The 16,498-nt window shown below is 74.3% G+C and carries 16 protein-coding genes; 13 read left to right on the forward strand and 3 right to left on the reverse strand.

Features of this window, described 5'->3' with window-relative positions; translation table 11 throughout:
• Window positions 1-250: 250 nt before the first annotated feature.
• Window positions 251-1,987: a 2-isopropylmalate synthase gene (locus OG896_RS33335; RefSeq protein WP_329374427.1), complete on the forward strand. Its 1,737-nt coding sequence runs from the start codon at window positions 251-253 to the stop codon at window positions 1,985-1,987.
• Between the two features lie 156 nt (window positions 1,988-2,143).
• Window positions 2,144-2,716: a hypothetical protein gene (locus OG896_RS33340; RefSeq protein ID WP_329371325.1), complete on the forward strand. Its 573-nt coding sequence runs from the start codon at window positions 2,144-2,146 to the stop codon at window positions 2,714-2,716.
• Between the two features lie 96 nt (window positions 2,717-2,812).
• Here OG896_RS33340 and OG896_RS33345 read toward each other — a convergent pair whose 3' ends face one another.
• Window positions 2,813-3,706 (reverse strand): 5'-3' exonuclease, encoded by an 894-nt coding sequence (locus OG896_RS33345; RefSeq protein WP_328473873.1) that lies wholly within the window; start codon window positions 3,704-3,706, stop codon window positions 2,813-2,815.
• A 96-nt stretch (window positions 3,707-3,802) separates the two neighbouring features.
• Between OG896_RS33345 and OG896_RS33350 the strand changes: the two genes are divergently transcribed.
• Together OG896_RS33350 and OG896_RS33355 are read left to right on the forward strand one after the other, a co-directional pair.
• Window positions 3,803-4,756: a helical backbone metal receptor gene (locus OG896_RS33350; RefSeq protein ID WP_329371327.1), complete on the forward strand. Its 954-nt coding sequence runs from the start codon at window positions 3,803-3,805 to the stop codon at window positions 4,754-4,756.
• Between the two features lie 57 nt (window positions 4,757-4,813).
• Window positions 4,814-5,818 carry a DUF2510 domain-containing protein gene (locus OG896_RS33355; RefSeq protein WP_329371329.1) on the forward strand — a complete coding sequence of 335 codons (1,005 nt, stop codon included), beginning with the start codon at window positions 4,814-4,816 and terminating at the stop codon, window positions 5,816-5,818.
• A gap of 92 nt (window positions 5,819-5,910) precedes the next feature.
• Here OG896_RS33355 and OG896_RS33360 read toward each other — a convergent pair whose 3' ends face one another.
• The gene (locus OG896_RS33360; RefSeq protein WP_329371331.1) at window positions 5,911-7,116 is read right to left on the reverse strand and encodes an amino acid deaminase/aldolase; all 1,206 of its coding nucleotides are present in this window, start codon (window positions 7,114-7,116) and stop codon (window positions 5,911-5,913) included.
• A 683-nt stretch (window positions 7,117-7,799) separates the two neighbouring features.
• Here OG896_RS33360 and OG896_RS33365 point away from each other — a divergent pair.
• The 4 genes from OG896_RS33365 (at window position 7,800) to OG896_RS33380 (ending at window position 11,809) form a co-directional block, all read left to right on the forward strand.
• On the forward strand, window positions 7,800-8,570 hold the full coding sequence (locus OG896_RS33365) for a hypothetical protein (protein WP_329371333.1): 771 nt from the start codon (window positions 7,800-7,802) through the stop codon (window positions 8,568-8,570).
• Window positions 8,567-9,856: a type VII secretion-associated serine protease mycosin gene (gene mycP / locus OG896_RS33370; protein WP_329371335.1), complete on the forward strand. Its 1,290-nt coding sequence runs from the start codon at window positions 8,567-8,569 to the stop codon at window positions 9,854-9,856. Before OG896_RS33365 ends, mycP begins: the two co-directional genes overlap by 4 nt.
• A 125-nt stretch (window positions 9,857-9,981) precedes the next feature.
• Window positions 9,982-10,719: an SseB family protein gene (locus tag OG896_RS33375; protein ID WP_329371336.1), complete on the forward strand. Its 738-nt coding sequence runs from the start codon at window positions 9,982-9,984 to the stop codon at window positions 10,717-10,719.
• Window positions 10,720-11,005: 286 nt separating this feature from the next.
• Window positions 11,006-11,809, forward strand: coding sequence for an MIP family channel protein (locus tag OG896_RS33380; RefSeq protein WP_402445602.1), 804 nt, complete (start codon window positions 11,006-11,008; stop codon window positions 11,807-11,809).
• A gap of 11 nt (window positions 11,810-11,820) precedes the next feature.
• Here the strand turns inward: OG896_RS33380 and OG896_RS33385 are convergent, their stop codons facing one another.
• Entirely contained in the window at window positions 11,821-12,201 is a 381-nt protein-coding gene (locus OG896_RS33385) for a DUF1844 domain-containing protein (RefSeq protein WP_329371337.1), read from the reverse strand.
• A 366-nt stretch (window positions 12,202-12,567) separates the two neighbouring features.
• On the opposite strand from OG896_RS33385, the gene infC reads away from it, so the two are divergent.
• The 5 genes from infC to OG896_RS33410 all read left to right on the forward strand — a co-directional run bounded on the left by infC (window position 12,568) and on the right by OG896_RS33410 (window position 16,316).
• Window positions 12,568-13,218, forward strand: a complete 651-nt coding sequence (gene infC, locus OG896_RS33390) for a translation initiation factor IF-3 (RefSeq protein WP_328473869.1) — start codon at window positions 12,568-12,570, stop codon at window positions 13,216-13,218.
• A 138-nt stretch (window positions 13,219-13,356) separates the two neighbouring features.
• Window positions 13,357-13,551 carry a 50S ribosomal protein L35 gene (gene rpmI / locus OG896_RS33395; protein WP_328461867.1) on the forward strand — a complete coding sequence of 65 codons (195 nt, stop codon included), beginning with the start codon at window positions 13,357-13,359 and terminating at the stop codon, window positions 13,549-13,551.
• Window positions 13,552-13,650: 99 nt separating this feature from the next.
• Window positions 13,651-14,034 carry a 50S ribosomal protein L20 gene (rplT, locus tag OG896_RS33400; RefSeq protein WP_103886373.1) on the forward strand — a complete coding sequence of 128 codons (384 nt, stop codon included), beginning with the start codon at window positions 13,651-13,653 and terminating at the stop codon, window positions 14,032-14,034.
• Window positions 14,035-14,226: 192 nt separating this feature from the next.
• The gene (locus OG896_RS33405) at window positions 14,227-15,084 is read left to right on the forward strand and encodes a TrmH family RNA methyltransferase (protein ID WP_329371341.1); all 858 of its coding nucleotides are present in this window, start codon (window positions 14,227-14,229) and stop codon (window positions 15,082-15,084) included.
• 56 nt (window positions 15,085-15,140) lie between these two features.
• Window positions 15,141-16,316, forward strand: coding sequence for an ATP-binding protein (locus tag OG896_RS33410; RefSeq protein ID WP_443057277.1), 1,176 nt, complete (start codon window positions 15,141-15,143; stop codon window positions 16,314-16,316).
• The last annotated feature ends 182 nt before the right edge of the window (window positions 16,317-16,498 follow it).

A 16,498-nucleotide genomic window follows, 5' to 3' on the forward strand; every position in this document is an offset into this window, starting at 1 on the left:
CGGTCGACCAACCGGCGACCACGAACGGATCGGCCCCACCATGACCACGCACCCCGCACACCACCCGGCCGGCGGCGCCCGCCCGGGCGACCCGCACCCCGCCCAGCCGGCGGGCGGCGCCGTACCCGCCGCCCGCCCCGACGCCTCCACCGGCAGCGCCCCCGGCGACGCCGCGGCGCCCGCGCTGCGCACCCCGGCCGGCCCGGTGCCCGCCGGAGCCCCCTGGTGGAACCCGCAGCGCGGCAGCGCGATGCCGTACCACCGCTACCGCCCGGCGCGGGAGCGCGTCGAGGTGCGGACCACCGGCGGACGGTACTGGCCCTCCCAGCGGATCGAGCACGCGCCGCTGTGGGTCCCGGTGGACCTGCGGGACGGCAACCAGGCGCTCGCCGAGCCGATGGACCCGGCCCGCAAGCGCCGGATGTTCGACGTCCAGGTCGCGATGGGCTTCAAGGAGATCGAGGTCGGCTACCCCTCGGCGAGCCGCGCCGACTTCGACTTCGTCCGCCACCTCGCCACCTCCGGCGCGGTACCCGACGACGTGACCGTGGTCGTGTTCACCGCGGCCCGGGCCGACCTGATCGAGCGGACCTTCGCCTCGATCGCCGGCCTGCCGCGCGCGGTGGTGCACCTGTACACCGCGACCGCGCCGGTCTGGCGCGAGGTCGTCATCGGCCGGGAACGGGCCGAACTGCGCGCGCTCATCGAGGAGTCGGCCACCTTGATGGCCCGGCTCGGGGACGGGCGGCCCGGCGTGCGCTTCCAGTTCTCGCCCGAGGTCTTCAACCTCACCGAGCCCGACTACGTCCTGGAGGTCTGCAACGGCCTGACCGCGCTGTGGGACGCCGCCCCGGACCGCCCGGTGATCCACAACCTCCCGGCCACCGTGGAGATCGCCACACCCAACATCTACGCAGACCAGATCGAGTACATGCACCGCCACCTCGACCGCAGGGACGCGGTGATCCTGTCGGTGCACCCGCACAACGACCGCGGCACCGGCGTGGCCTGCGCCGAACTCGCCCTGCTCGCCGGGGCGCAGCGCGTCGAGGGCTGCCTGTTCGGCAACGGCGAGCGCACCGGCAACGTGGACCTGGTCACCCTCGCGCTGAACCTGCACACCCAAGGCGTCGACCCCATGCTGGACTTCTCCGACATCGACGCGATCCGCGCCACCGTCGAGTACTGCAACCGCCTGCCGGTGCCCGGCCGCCACCCCTACGTCGGGGACCTGGTGCACACCGCCTTCTCCGGCACCCACCAGGACGCCATCAAGAAGGGCTTCGAGCACCACGCCCGCCGCGCCGCCGAGTTGGGCCTGCCGCCGGCCCAGGCGCCCTGGGACGTGCCCTACCTGCCGATCGACCCCGCCGACCTCGGGCGCGACTACGAAGCGGTGATCCGCGTCAACAGCCAGTCCGGCAAGGGCGGTATCGCCTACCTGCTCAAGGACCGGTACGGCCTGGACCTGCCGCCGGCCCTGCGCGCCGACTTCTCCCGGATCGTGCAGGCCGCCGCCGACGACAGCGGTGAGGAGGTCACCGCGAAGGCCCTGTGGGACCTCTTCCAGAGCGCCTACCTCATGCCCGCCGACCGCGGCCCGCTCACCCTGACCGGCTGGCACGCCGCCGAAGTCGCCCCGGGACGCCACGAGTTCACCGGCACCCTGCACGACGCCACTGCCGAGGACCCGGCGGACCCGGCGAACCAGGCGGCCCCGGACCGCGGTCGTACGGTCACGGGCGCCGGCAACGGGCCGCTGTCCGCGCTCGCCGACGCGCTGGCGACCGCGGGCGTCCGCGTGCACATCGAGCACTACGCCGAACACGCCACCGGCCCCGGCCCCGACAGCGCGGCGGTCGCGTACGTCCGGATCAGGTCGGGCGAGGACACCTGGTGGGGCGCGGGACAGGACACCTCGGTGCTCACCGCCTCGGTCCGCTCGGTGCTCGCCGCCGTCAACCGGGCGCGCGGGAAAGCGTCCTGACCGGCGCCGACTCGACCTCCGAAAAGGAGAACTGACGCTGTGTCACGTCGTTCGGCCCCGCCGCGCACACCGCGTGGCGGGGCCGAACATGCTGCCGGGAACGCGGACTTCGGGGTTCCTGGTGACGCGGATCGCGGTCGGCGGGAGCATGGCGCCATGCAGTACGTGGGATCGTCGAGCCGGCTGATGAGAATCGACACGCCTGTCGGCCTCCTGATGGGGTTGTACCTCCGTGACGCCGCCGGTCTGCAGCCGGTCGTGGCGGTCGAGGTGCCGGCCGTGGTGCCTGCCGTCGAGATCCGGGCGGACCTCGCTCCGCTCGCCGTACCGGCGGCGTCGGTGCAGTGGGCGCGCTGGTGGGACCAGGAGTTGGCGAGGCAGGACGGACCCGGGCGAGGTTTCCACCGGCCGGACCGTGGGTTCAAGGGCGCGGAACTCGGCGCGCTGGTGGACGCGTGCCATGACGACGCCGCGCGGTGGAGCGCCGACCGGCACCACGAAGCCTCGCCGCTCAGGACACCCGGCAGCGAGAACGGCCTTGTGGCCGCGGTGGAGGCGGAGATCGGCCGCAGGGCCCGCCCGTTCGAGCTGACGATCACCGTGCTGCCGGTCGCGGGATCGGCCGGCTGGAGGGTGTCCGCCGGCCATGTCGTGGTCAGCCGCGCCTTCCGCACGGACAAGGCGGCCTACCGCCAGTGGCTCACACAGGTCATCCGCGAGTCGGCCTGAGCGCCGGGGCGCGCGCTGCTGCGCCCCTGGGGTGAGCGCCGGGGCGGTGACCCGGCGGCTCAGGTCGTGCCGCTCCCGGTGGGGCCGACCGGCGGCTCAGCCCAGTGCCGCGAGCAGGCGGGAGAGCGGGTTGGCCAGTCCCCAGCGCTCGGTGAGGGCCGCGAGAGCGGCCGGGTCCGCGGGCCGGGACGGAAGCGTGGCGTCGAACGCGGGAAGCGGAACGTCGGTGGCGACGCGCACCACCTTGGGGGCCACGTCGAGATACCCGGAGGCCGCGAGGATGTTCCGGCGGCGGGCCGGGGTGAGCTTGGAGAACGGTTCGTCGGCGGCGGAGCGGACACCGGCCAGGTCGCCGTAGAGGGTGACCAGTTCGGCCGCGGTCTTCTCGCCGATGCCCTTGACCCCGGGCAGTCCGTCGCTCGGGTCACCGCGCAGCGCGGCGAAGTCGGCGTACTGGTCCGCCCGGACCCCGTAGCGGGTCGCGATGGCCTCCGCGTCGATCACGTCGCAGTCGCCGACGCCCTTGCGCGGGTAGAGCACGCGCACCCCTCGGTCGTCGTCGACGAGCTGGAAGAGGTCGCGGTCGCCGGTGACGATGGCCACGGGCCCGGTGGAGGCGGTGGCGAGGGTGCCGATCACGTCGTCCGCCTCGTAGTCCGGCACGCCGACCCGGGCGATGCCGACCGCGTCGAGCACCGCCTCGATCACCGGGACCTGCGGGGAGAGCGTGTCGGGCACCTCCTCGCTGCCCGCCTCGGGGTCGGCGACGCGGTGCGCCTTGTAGGAGGGGATGAGGTCGACCCGCCACTGGGGCCGCCAGTCCGCGTCCATGCACGCCACCAGCGCGGTGGGGGAGTGGTCGGTGACGAGCCGCGCGATGAAGTCGATCAGGCCGCGCACCGCGTTGACCGGGGTGCCGTCGGGCGCCCGCACCGACTCCGGCACCCCGAAGTACGCGCGGAAGTAGAGGCTGGCGGTGTCGAGCAGCAGCAGCTCCCCGCCGGTGCGGTCGCCGCCGCCTGGCTTCTCGTTCGTCACGCGGCCAGCATCGCACGCCCCACCGACAGGCCGCCGTACCGTGGGGTGATGACCGAACAGGAGCCCGTCCGGCCGGCGGTACGGCGGGTGGTGTCCCTGGTGCCGTCGCTGACCGAGGCGGTCGCCGCGACCGCGCCCGGTCTGCTCGTCGGCGCCACCGACTGGTGCACCCATCCTGCCGACCTGGACGTGGCGCGGATCGGCGGCACCAAGAACCCCGACACGGCCGCGGTCGCCGCCCTCGCCCCCGACCTGGTGATCGCCAACGAGGAGGAGAACCGCGCGCCGGACCTGGCCGACCTGCGGGCGGCCGGGCTGCGGGTGCTGGTCACCGAGGTCCGCTCGCTGCCGCAGGCGTTCGCCGAGCTCCACCGGGTGCTGGTCGACGGCTGCGGTCTGCGCCGGCCCGGCTGGCTGGACGCCGCCGAGTCCGCGTGGCGCGACCTGCCGCCCGTGCGGACGGACGAGCAGGACGGCCCGCGGCCGGACGGGCACGACAACGTACGCGCGCCCGCGTCCCGCGACGTACCGGACGACGTGCCCGCCGACGGGCCGCAGCACCTACACCCCGGCGGGTCCGCTCCGGCGGCGGGGCTGCGGCTGCGCGCGGTCGTCCCGATCTGGCGGCGCCCCTGGATGGCGCTCGGCCGCGACACCTTCGCCGGCGACCTGCTCGCCCGCCTCGGCGTCGACCACGTCCTCGCCGGCCACGACGAGCGCTACCCGCGCTTCGACCCGGCCGGCCTGCCCGCCCCCGACCTCGTCGTGCTGCCCGACGAGCCCTACCGCTTCACCGCGGACGACGGCCCCGAGTCGTTCCCGGGGCTGCCCGCCGCGCTGGTCAGCGGACGGCACCTGACCTGGTACGGACCCTCGCTGGTGGAGGCGCCCGCGGTCCTCGGGGCGGCGCTGCGCGGCGCCCGGACGTACCCCGTGCCACCGGCCGGCGGCAGGCGCCCGCGGCGCACGCGCGGCCCCGGCGGCACCGGACCCGGGGCGTGACCGGGATGTGACCCCCGTCCTTACAGGATTCTCATGCTGGGGCCATAAGGTGACGCCGTGACGACGACGACCCCGCCCGGCTGGTACCCAGAGCCCGGGCACACAGGCAACGGCCCGGCCATGGAACGCTGGTGGGACGGGACCACGTGGACGGAGTACACCAGGACGGCGCCCGTGCCGACCGGTGCCCCCGCGAACGGGCAGCAGCCCTACGGCGGCCAGCCCTCGTACGCGCCGTACCCCTCGGGTGACGTCATAGGCTCGCCGGGCGGCGGCAACCGGCGCCCGCGCACCGTGGCGATCGCCATCGTGGTCGCGCTCGTCGTCATCGGCGGCATCGTCGCCGCGGTCGTCGCGGTGGGCAACAACGGCAGCGACAGCGCCGACAAGAAGAGCAGCCCGGCGCCGAGCGCCACCCTGCCGCAGCACACCGGCGGGCCGCAGGACCCGCAGTCGCAGAACCCGGACGACCCGAGCAACCCCGACGACCCCGGCGCCCCCTCCGACGGCGGCCCGGCCGTGGACCTCCTCGACGGCATCAGCCTGCCCGTCCTCGACGGCTGGACCGGCGGCACCTCCCAGGACGGCAGCGCCAGCGTCTCCACCGGCAGCTACGACTGCCCCAACGACACCACCGGCCAGCAGTCCTGCTCGCTCGGCGGCGCCTACTCGGAACCCGCGAAGTCGCTGAAGATCACCGCGACCACGGCCGAGGCCGCCGCCAAGCAGGACATCGCGGGCAACGCGTCCTCGTCCTACAACTCCGACACCTACGGCGCGACGACCTCGCACCAGCAGCTCCAGTCCAAGGCGGTCACCGTCGCCGGACAGCAGGGCTACCTGGTCCGCTGGAAGATCAGCACCAAGTCGGGCACCGGCGGCTACGTCGAGTCGCTCGCGTTCCCGTCACCGAGCCACAGCAGCCAGATCGTCATCGTCCGCTTCGGCTTCGACATCACCGCCAAGGCGCCCGGTCAGGACGTCATCGACCAGATCACCCAGGGCATCAAGGCCGACAGCAGCGCCGGCTCCGGCGGGAGCACGGGCGGCACCGGCGTCTGACCGGCGGCCCGGGCGCCTGACAGCCCCGGCCGCCGCCGATCCGGTAACGAGGTGGCGGCTTCCCGACCGTTCGGGAGCTGCCACCTCGCCGCTCACAGGAACGTTTTGCCCTCGCCCCGGTACGTCGGCACCTCCGCCACCACCCGGTCGCCCTCGATCAGCCGCAACCGGTCGAAGCGCTCGCACAGTTCGCCCGCCTTCGCGTGCCGGAACCACACCTTGTCGCCGATCAGCAGGTCGTCGGCGGCCGAGCCGAGCAGCGGGGTCTGCACCTCGCCCGGACCCTCCTGCGCGTCGTAGCGCAGCCCCTCCGGCAGGTACGGCACCGGCAGCCGGTCCGGGCCGGCCGCGCCCGAGGCCGGGTAGCCGCCGCCGAGCACCGTGACCACGCCGACGCCGGGACGGCGCACCACGGGCAGGCCGAACAGCGCGGCCGGGCGGCCCCGGAAGGACGTGTAGTTGTCGAACAGCCGCGGCACGTAGAGGCCGGAGCCGGCCGCGATCTCGGTGACCGCGTTCTCCGCCGCGGTGGACTGCACGCTGCCGGTGCCGCCGCCGTTGACGAACTCCAGGTCGGGCACGACCGCGCGGACCGCCCGCACCGCCTCCGCGCGCCGCGCCGCCAGCTCCCGGCGTGCCGCGGACTGCATCAGCCGGATCGCCAACGACCGTGCGGGGCGGCCCTTCAGCGTGTCACCGACCCCCGCGATGTGCCCTTCGTAGGCCATGATGCCGACCACCCGGAACCCCGGCCGGGCACCGATCGCGCGGGCCGTGTCGGCTATGCGCTCCGGCGAGTGCAGCGGCGAGCGCAGCGCGCCGATCCGCAGCCGGCCGCCCAACTTCCGCAGACTGGTGTCGAGTTCGAGACAAACGCGGACCGTCTCGGTGCCGCCCGCACCGCGCGCCGCGTCGATCAGGTCGAGCTGCGCGAGGTCGTCGACCATCACCGTGACCGTACGGGCCAGCTTCGGGTCGGCGGTCAGCTCGGCGAAGCCCTCCCGGTCGGCGGACGGGTAGGCCAGCAGCACGTCGGTGAAACCGGTGCGGGCCAGCCACAGCGACTCGGCGAGGGTGAAGGACATGATGCCCTCGAAACCCTCACGGGCCAGGGCGCGTTCGAGCAGCGCGCGGCAGCGCACCGACTTCGAGGCGATCCTGATCGGCTTCCCGCCCGCCCGCCGGACCAGGTCCGCGGCGTTCGCGTCGAAGGCATCGAGATCGACGATCGCCAGCGGCGCGTCGAGGTGCGCGGTGGCCCGGTCGTACCGGACCCGGTCGGCAGTGCGGTGGGCCATGGACGCAGCCTGCCAGACACACCTACCGAGCGGTAGACCCCTCGGCTCCGCCCAGTGGCAACCGCACCCCGCGGCAACCCCGTAGAGTGACGCGCACATCGACGGGAACGGTCACGAGGGAGCGCCGGGTGAGCACCGGAGTGGACAACGGAAGCACCCCGCCTGCTTCCTTCCCCACCCTCCATCCCACCGCCGGCCGACCGCCGGCCGGACCGCCCCCGCCACCACCCGGCCCACCTGGCTCACCTGGCCCACCCGGCCCACCGGAACGGGAGCGCTCAACTCCCGTGCCCCCGCCGCCTTCCGTGCCGCCCCGGCCCGCCGCGCAACCGCTGCCGGCGGAGCAGCCGCACCAGGCGCCGCCGTCCGCGGTCCCGCCCTCGGCGTTTCCGCCCCCGCCGGCCGGACCACCGGCCACGGCGACCCCGCGCACCTCTCCCACGACGCCCCCGGCGCCGCCGTCCCGCCCCCCGGCGACCGCGGCGGCCCCCGTCATACCGCCGCCCCCGGCATCCCCGCCGCCCGCACCGGCCGTTCCCCCGGCGCCCGTTGAGCCGCCTGCCGCAGCCGCAGCCGCAGCCGCAGCCGAGTCCGTGCCGCCGCCGGCGCCGCCCGCGCCTGCGTACCCGCACCCGGCCGTCCCCGCGCCGCCGGCCAGGGCCGCGTCCACCCGGAGCCGGCGGGTGCTCGCCGCCGCGTGCCTGGTGGTCGGGCTCGGCCTGGTCGGCGGGGCCGTCGCGGGCGCCGTGATCACGCACAGTCCGCACCCGCCCGCGCCGGTCGCGGACGGCAGCCCGCAGGCGTTCGCGCAGGCCCGCGACGTGTGGCGCAACACCCCGGTGGACAAGCTGTTCCCGCCCTCCGTCGACGGCAAGGACGGCGGGCCCGGCGGCGCCGACCGCTCCTGGACCCGGATCGGCGTGGCCGCGCCCGCGAGTTGCACCGGAGCCTTCGACCCGCTGCTCCAGCAGGTGCTGGCGCCGGCCGGCTGCACACGCCTGCTGCGCGCCACGTACGTCGACAGCACCTCGACCACCGTCACCACGGTCGGCCTGCTCGTCGGCTCCGGCCAGGCCCCGGCGATGAACGCGCTCGCCAAGCGGTGGACCGACCAGCACCTCGGCGAGCGGATCGACCTGCTGCCGAAGCCCGTCGCGTTCCCCGGCACCCCCGCCGCCCGCTTCGGGGACCGCCAGCGCGGGAGTTGGGACGTCCAGGTCTCCGCCGACCTGCCGTTCGTGGTCTACGCCGTCAGCGGTTTCGCCGACGCCCGCACCGTCCCCCAGCCGCAGCCCGCGGACAAGGCCGACGCGCAAGGCGCCACCACCCCGCCCGCGCAGGCCGGACTCGGCTTCGACGCCACCGGGCTCGCCTCCGCCGTCGACGACCACCTGCAGACGGCCGTCGCCGCGCTGCGCCACCCGCCGACCACCGGCCCGGAGCACCACGGATGACACCCGCCCAGCGCGCACGCGGCGCCGCGACTCCGGTCGCCACCACGCCCGCCACCACGCCCGCCACCACGGCCGCCGCCACTCCCGCTCGTCGCCCGGCACGCGCCACCAGCGCCGCCGTCCGCGCCCTCGCCGCGCTGGTGGCGGCCGGTGCGACGGTCGCGCTCGCCGCCGCTCCCGCCGCCGCCGACAGCGCACGCGCCTCCGACTGGGCGCTGTCCGCGCTGCACGCGCAAGCCGCGTGGCGGACCACCAAGGGCGCCGGCGTCACCGTGGCGGTGCTGGACACCGGAGTCGACCCGACCCACCCCGACCTCACCGGCCAGGTGCTCCAGGGCAAGGACGAGGTCGGGTTCGGCGCGAAACCCGGTGACAAGGCGTGGGCCAAGCACGGCACCGGGATGGCGGCGATCATCGCCGGACACGGCCACGGCCCGGGGAACGGCGACGGCGTGCTCGGCATCGCCCCGCAGGCCCGTATCCTGCCGGTCCGGGTGATCCTGGAGGACAAGGACCCGCAGCGGCAGAAGGCCAGGACCGACCGCGGCGACGCCCTGCCCGCCGGCATCCGCTGGGCCGTCGACCACGGCGCCGACGTCATCAACCTCTCGCTCGGCGACGACAGCGCCACCGCGGCGCCGGTCGCCGCCGAGGACGACGCGATCCGCTACGCGCTGGGCAAGGGCGTCGTGGTCGTCGCGTCCGCGGGCAACGGCGGCGACGCCGCCGACCGCTCGTCCTACCCCGCCGCCTATCCCGGGGTGATCGCCGTGGCGGCGGTCGACCGGCACGGCGAGCACGCCTCCTTCTCCACCCACCGGTGGTACGCGTCCGTCTCCGCGCCCGGCGTCGAGGTCGTCATCGCCGACCCCGACCGGACCTACTACAACGGATGGGGCACCAGCGCGGCCTCCGCGTACGCCTCGGGGGCCGCCGCGCTGATCCGCTCCGCGAACCCGAAGCTCAGCCCGGCGCAGGTCAAGCAGGTGCTGGAGGAGACCACGCGGGACAAGCCCGCGGGCGGGCGGAACGACGAGGTCGGCACCGGGCTGATCGACCCCGCGGCCGCGCTCGCCGCGGCGAAGAAGCTCAAGCCGGCCCCGGTGCTGCCCACGCCCGCGGCCTACCCGCACGCGTACTTCGCGCCCGGCCCGACCGCCCCGCCCGAGGCGGCCTCCTCGTCCCAGCTCCTCGCCAACGGCGCGGCCACCGCCTTCGCCGCGGTCGGCGCCGCCCTCATCGCCGTGGCGGGCCTGCTCTACTTCCGGGTCCGCCGGCGGACCTGAGAGCGGGTTCGCACCGCGCGGCACGGCGGAAGGCGCGGGGCGTCGGCGGGCGGCCAGGGCCGTGGTGTGGCAGTGCAGGCGGCACCGCGCCGGGGGGCGCCCGGCCCGGCGGATAGGGTGCCTTCGTGGCGTTGAAGAATATTCCGGACTCCGGGTTCGCGGAGGACGACGGGTCGGCGGACGTGGCGCTGGCCGAAGCACTCGCGGCCTACGCGGCGGGGCGGGCCTCGGACGCGGACGTGGTGGCGGCGCTGCACGGGGCACGGCTGCTCGTCCCGGTCGTGGCGGTGCTCGGCGAGGCGGAGACCGGACCCGACGGGCTGACCCGGGAGAAGAGCAGTGACATGGCGGTGCCGACCATCCAGGCGCCGGACGGGCGGCGGGCGCTGCCCGCCTTCACCTCGACCCGGTCGCTGGCGAGCTGGCGCGCGGACGCCCGCCCGGTGGCCGTGCCGCTGCACCAGGCCCTCCAGGCGCTCGCCCACGAGCAGGCGGACACGCTGCTGATCGACCTGGCCGGACCGGTGACGTACGAACTGACCGGTGCCGCGCTGCGCTCCGCCGCGGCCGGACCGGCCCGTACCGACCCGCTGACCGACCCCGAGGTGCGGTCCGCGCTGCGCGCCGCCGTCGCCGCGGAGCCGGGCATCGCCCGCGCCCACCTCACCCCCGGCGGCCCGGGCACCGACGGCACCTTGACCCTGGTGCTCGCCGACGGCGCCGACGTGACCGCCGCCGCGAACCGGCTGGCCGGGGCGCTGGCCGGCGACGAGACGCTGCGCGCCGCACTGGTCCAGGGCCTGGACCTGGCCCTCCTCCCGCCGACGGCGAGCCTCCCGGGAGAGCCGCTCTTCACCCGCTGAGCGCCTGCCGGGCGCCGCCGCTCCGCCGCGCCCGCGTTCCAAGCCGGGCCCGTCCGTAGCCCCGCCGCGCCCGCGTTCCAGTCGGACCCGTCCGCAGCCCCGCGCCCACCGCCCTCGCGCCGGGGCCCGGCGCCGGTCAGCCGCGCACCGGCCCCGAACCGGGGCCCCGCGCCGATCACGCGTCCGTTTCCCACACCGGACGGGCGCCGCATATGCCCCGAGATGTGTGATTCACCCGTTGTGCCGACAATGCAGAGGCAGGGACTGATCATTTCGAGGAGGCGCGATGGATCGGCCAACCTTCACCGCCGCGGACGTGATGAACTACCGCCCCACCGACACCCGCGCTGTCATCTGCGAATTCGTGGGCACGCTCGCGCTCGTCTTCTTCGCGGTCGGCGCCGCGGTGCTGTCCGGCTCGTACATCGGCACCCTCGGCATCGCGCTGGCCTTCGGTTTCGTGCTGCTGGCCATCGCCTACGCGATCGGGCCCATCTCCGGCAGCCACGTCAACCCGGCGGTCACGCTCGGCATGCTGCTGGCCGGTCGGATCGAGCTGCGCCGGGCGGTCGAGTACTGGGTCGCCCAGTTCGTCGGCGCGATCGTGGGCGCCGCGCTCCTGCTGCTGGTCGCCGAGCAGGTGCCCGGCTTCAGGCGGTACGGCGCGTTCGGCACCAACGGCTACGGCACGCGCTCGGCGGTCGGCATCAACATCTTCGGCGCGTTCGTCGCCGAGGTGATCCTGACCTTCCTGCTGGTCTTCGTGGTGCTCGCGGTGACGCACAAGATCGCCGTGGTCGGCTTCGACGGCCTGCCGATCGGTATCGCGCTGGCGGTGATCCACCTGGTCGGCATCCCGCTCACCGGTACCGGCGTCAACCCGGCCCGCAGCCTCGCCCCGGCGTTGTTCGCCGGCAGCCCCGCGCTCACCCAGGTGTGGCTCTTCCTGGTCGCCCCGCTGGTCGGCGCCGTGATCGCCGCGCTCGTGCACCAGACCACCCACCCGGCGATGGCCGCCGCGAAGGCCGCCCGCGCCGCCGCCGTCGAGGCGGAGAGCGCCGCCCGCACCCAGGAGGGCGGGGCGGCGTAGGAGGGCGGCGGTCAGCCGTAGACCGGTCCGGTGAACTTCTCGCCCGGGCCCTGGCCGGGCTCGTCGGGTACCACCGACGCCTCGCGGAAGGCGAGCTGGAGCGACTTCAGCCCGTCCCGCAGCGGGGCGGCGTGGAAGGAGCTGATCTCGGTGGCGCTGGCGCTGACCAGTCCGGCGAGCGCCTGGATGAGCTTGCGGGCCTCGTCGAGGTCCTTGTGCTGCTCGCCCTCCTCGGCCAGCCCCAGGTTCACCGCGGCGGCGCTCATCAGGTGGACCGCTACCGTGGTGATCACCTCCACCGCCGGGACGTCCGCGATGTCGCGGGTCAGGTCGTCGAAGTCGGGTGCCGCGGCGGGGGCCGAGGCGTCAGTGGGGGCCGGTGCGTCGCTCATGGCCGCCACGATATGCCCCGTCCGGCCGATTACTGCCTTGGGGTCCGCGCTGCTATGCTTGGTGAACGACCGGTCGGACATCATCGTGTCCGGCCACCAAGTGGAGGCTCCGATCTCCCACCTGTTCGGCCCGTCGGCCGACGGGTCCCCGGTCAGACGGCTTCGGTCGGCGTGTCGCGCGCCCGGCTCCCGCCGTCCGATGCGCCCCGCGGAATAACGCGGCGGTGCTCCCGGTTGTGAGGAGCCCGCCTGTGTGCCGTACGGGGCGTTTTTGACGTTCGGGACCGACGCACAGGGTAGTAGCAGAAGACGACCCAAAGCGCGGCTGTCGGCCAGTCAGTCGCGTCGTGCAACCGAGGAGGCCCCATCAGCGCCGAGCCCCGCATCAACGACCGGATTCGCGTTCCCGAGGTGCGACTTGTCGGTCCCAGTGGCGAGCAGGTAGGCATCGTGCCGCTTGCCAAGGCACTGGAGCTTGCGCAGGAGTACGACCTCGACCTGGTCGAGGTCGCGGCGAACGCCCGTCCGCCCGTGTGCAAGCTCATGGACTACGGGAAGTTCAAGTACGAGTCGGCCATGAAGGCCCGTGAGGCGCGCAAGAACCAGGCGCACACGGTCATCAAGGAGATGAAGCTCCGGCCGAAGATCGACCCGCACGACTATGACACCAAGAAGGGTCACGTCGTCCGGTTCCTCAAGCAGGGCGACAAGGTCAAGATCACGATCATGTTCCGTGGCCGTGAGCAGTCCCGCCCGGAGCTGGGCTACCGCCTGCTCCAGCGGCTCGCGGAGGACGTCCAGGACCTCGGGTTCATCGAGTCGAACCCGAAGCAGGACGGCCGCAACATGATCATGGTCCTCGGTCCGCACAAGAAGAAGACCGAGGCCATGGCCGAGGCCCGCGAGGCCCAGGCAGCCCGCAAGGCGGAGCGCCAGGGCGACGCCGGCCACGACGGTGACGACGGCGAGATCGCCGAGGCGGAGGAGCAGGTCGAGGCTCCGGCCGACGCCGGCTGACACCGCGGCTCGAGTAGTACCCCGCAAGCACCGCCCGCAGGAAGCGGGCGGCTTCGGGTGGTAATAGCAGGACTGACGCTCCCCGTACGCCCTTGACCGGGCGCCCGGGAGGGCCAGCGACGAGGAGACCACGGCGCCATGCCGAAGAACAAGACCCACAGTGGTGCGAGCAAGCGCTTCAAGATCACCGGTTCCGGCAAGGTGGTCCGTGAGCGCGCCGGCGTTCGCCACTACCTGGAGCACAAGCCGTCCAGCAAGACGCGCGCCCTGAGCGGCACCGTCGAGGTGGCCCCGGCCGACGCCAAGAAGATCAAGAAGCTTCTCGGCAAGTGACCAGCGCGCCCCCGAGCGGGGCGCGCGGTCCGATCCGGGACCCCCATCGCTTTCGGACCGCGTGACCAGGTACCGCGGTCCCCTAGAAGGAGTTATCAAGTGGCACGCGTCAAGCGGGCAGTCAACGCCCAGAAGAAGCGCCGGGCGATTCTTGAGCAGGCCAGCGGCTACCGCGGTCAGCGTTCGCGCCTGTACCGCAAGGCCAAGGAGCAGGTCACCCACTCCCTGGTCTACAACTACAACGACCGCAAGAAGCGCAAGGGCGACTTCCGCCAGCTCTGGATTCAGCGGATCAACGCCGCGGCCCGTGCGAACGGCATCACCTACAACCGCTTCATCCAGGGTCTGAAGGCCGCCAACGTCGAGGTGGACCGCAAGATCCTCGCGGAGCTGGCCGTCACCGACGCGCCCGCGTTCGCCGCGCTCGTCGAGGTCGCCCAGAAGGCGCTGCCCTCCGACGTCAACGCGCCGAAGGCCGCGTGACGCTGCGCTGGGCTCAGCCGGTGTGACGGTGCTTGACGGGGTGCCCCGGTTCCTCTGGGGTGCCCCGTTCTGTCGGTTCAGGGACCACTCACCGGTCGGCACCCGGCAGCGAACACGGACCTCCACGGCGCGGAGCCGAACCCCCGCACGACGACCGCACGACGACCGCACCACGAAGAGAAAGCCAAGCCCGTGACCAGCCCACCCGCGGATCTGACCTCGTTGCGCTCGGCGCGGGTGACCGCCGCGCGGAAGCTGGCCAAGCGGTCGTTCCGGGCGAAGGAGCGCCGGTTCCTGGCGGAGGGCCCGCAGGCGGTACGCGAAGCCGTCGCACACCAGGGTGGCCCGGAAGGGCGGACGCTCGTCGAGCTGTACGTCACGCCGGAGGCGGAGGAGCGGCACGCCGAACTGGTCGCGGCCGCCCGCGCGGCAGGCGCGTCCCTGCTGCGAGCGACACCGCAGGTGATCGCGGAGATGTCGGACACCGTCACCCCGCAAGGGCTGATCGGGGTCTGCCGGTTCCTGGACACGCCGTTCGAGCAGGTGCTGGCCGCGCGGCCGCGGCTGGTCGCGGTCCTGGCGCACGTCCGCGACCCCGGCAACGCCGGCACGGTGCTGCGCTGCGCCGACGCGGCCGGCGCGGACGCCGTGGTGCTCACCGACGCCTCCGTGGACCTGTACAACCCCAAGGCGGTACGCGCCTCCGCCGGCAGCCTCTTCCACCTGCCGGTCGCGGTCGGCGTGCCGGTGGAGACCTCCGTCGCTCGCCTGCGGGCCCAGGGCGTCCGGGTGCTGGCCGCCGACGGCGCGGGGGAGCACGACCTGGACGCGGAACTCGACGAGGGCCGGATGCTCGGCCCGACCGCCTGGGTGTTCGGCAACGAGGCGTGGGGACTTCCCGAGGAGACCAGGGCGCTCACCGACGCGGTGGTGCGGGTGCCGATCCACGGCCGGGCCGAGAGCCTGAACCTCGCGACGGCCGCCGCGGTGTGCCTGTACGCCTCCGCCCGGGCGCAGCGCTCGCCCGCGGGGTGCCGCAGCGTCACTTGAAGCTAGTAGGGTGGCCGCCCGGGGGCCCTGAGAGGGGGGTGGCGGGGTTGGACGTAATGCCGCAGAACGGCATGCGCGGTGTGCCGGCGGGATGGGCCGCCGCCGTACCCGCGCCCGGTCAGGAGCCGCCCGCGGTAGCGGCGGCCGGATCGGCCACCGACCCGTACCAGCTGGGCATCGACCCCGACGACCTGCCCGATGGCCTGGTGGTCGCCGACGAACACGGCCGGGTGATCTGCTTCAACGCCGCGGCCGCCCGGATCACCGCGCTGCGCCCTGCCGACGCGCTCGGCCGCCCGATGGAGCAGGCGCTCCCGCTGGAGGACCTGGACGGGCGCCGCTGGTGGCAGCTCACCGACCCGTACGGGGGACTCGCCATCCGTGTCGCGCAGCCCGAGCGGAACCTGCTGCTGCCCGGCGGACGCGAGGTGCTGGTCTCGGCGCGGTACGTCCGGCAGCGGCCGCGCGGGCCGGTGCGGCGGCTGGTGGTCACGCTGCGCGGCACCGAGGCGCGGCGCCGTACCGAGCGCTCGCACGCCGAGCTGATCGCGACCGTCGCCCACGAACTGCGCTCCCCGCTCACCTCGGTCAAGGGCTTCACCGCCACGCTGCTGGCGAAGTGGGAGCGGTTCACCGAGGACCAGAAGAAGCTGATGCTGGAGACCGTGGACGCCGACGCCAACCGGGTCACCCGGTTGATCGCCGAACTCCTCGACATCTCCCGGATCGACTCCGGCCGGCTGGAGGTGCGCCGCCAGCCGGTGGACATCGCCGCGGCCGTCCGGCACCACGTCGAGGCGCACGTCGCGGCCGGGCAGAGCGCCGAGCGGTTCGCGGTGCGGGTGCCCGGGCCGCTGCCGGCGCTGTGGGCCGACCCGGACAAGATCGACCAGATCCTCGGCAACCTGCTGGAAAACGCGGTGCGGCACGGCGACGGGACTGTCACCATCGAGGTGACCCGCGCCGCCGGCATCGGCGGCGACGACCGTACGACGGAGGGCACGGCAGTCACCGTGAGCGACGAAGGGCCCGGCATCCCCGAGGAGTCGATGGGCCGCGTCTTCACCCGCTTCTGGCGGGGGAGCAAGCGCGGCGGCACCGGCCTGGGGCTGTACATCGTCAAGGGCATCGTCGAGGCGCACGGCGGCACCATCAGCGTCGGGCGCGCGCCCGGCGGCGGCGCCGAGTTCCGATTTATCCTGCCCGTCGGGGCCCCCGCGTATCTGTCCTAGCCGCACCGGTGAGTCCACCGGCCCGGGCGGACCGCGGAGCAGCCGTCCCGACGGGCGCCACCGCCGGTAGCCGAGCGGAACCGCCATGGCCGATAGACTCGGCCTTTGGCATGGGTCCGGTCGGGCAGATCCTCCCCCGGAGGCACCGCCTCGGGGTCACCGCCAAGAGCATCCGAATTCGG

The organism is Streptomyces sp. NBC_00669 (assembly GCF_036226785.1).
Classification (GTDB): domain Bacteria; phylum Actinomycetota; class Actinomycetes; order Streptomycetales; family Streptomycetaceae; genus Actinacidiphila.

Coding starts and splice junctions, on each gene's coding strand:
- rpmI (WP_328461867.1), top strand. CDS start 13,357: ATGCCGAAGAACAAGACCCACAGTGGTGCGAGCAAGCGCTTCAAGATC.
- OG896_RS33360 (WP_329371331.1), bottom strand. CDS start 7,116: ATGGCCCACCGCACTGCCGACCGGGTCCGGTACGACCGGGCCACCGCG.
- mycP (WP_329371335.1), top strand. CDS start 8,567: ATGACACCCGCCCAGCGCGCACGCGGCGCCGCGACTCCGGTCGCCACC.
- OG896_RS33350 (WP_329371327.1), top strand. CDS start 3,803: ATGACCGAACAGGAGCCCGTCCGGCCGGCGGTACGGCGGGTGGTGTCC.
- OG896_RS33385 (WP_329371337.1), bottom strand. CDS start 12,201: ATGAGCGACGCACCGGCCCCCACTGACGCCTCGGCCCCCGCCGCGGCA.
- OG896_RS33410 (WP_443057277.1), top strand. CDS start 15,141: ATGCCGCAGAACGGCATGCGCGGTGTGCCGGCGGGATGGGCCGCCGCC.
- OG896_RS33340 (WP_329371325.1), top strand. CDS start 2,144: ATGCAGTACGTGGGATCGTCGAGCCGGCTGATGAGAATCGACACGCCT.
- OG896_RS33380 (WP_402445602.1), top strand. CDS start 11,006: ATGGATCGGCCAACCTTCACCGCCGCGGACGTGATGAACTACCGCCCC.
- OG896_RS33335 (WP_329374427.1), top strand. CDS start 251: ATGCCGTACCACCGCTACCGCCCGGCGCGGGAGCGCGTCGAGGTGCGG.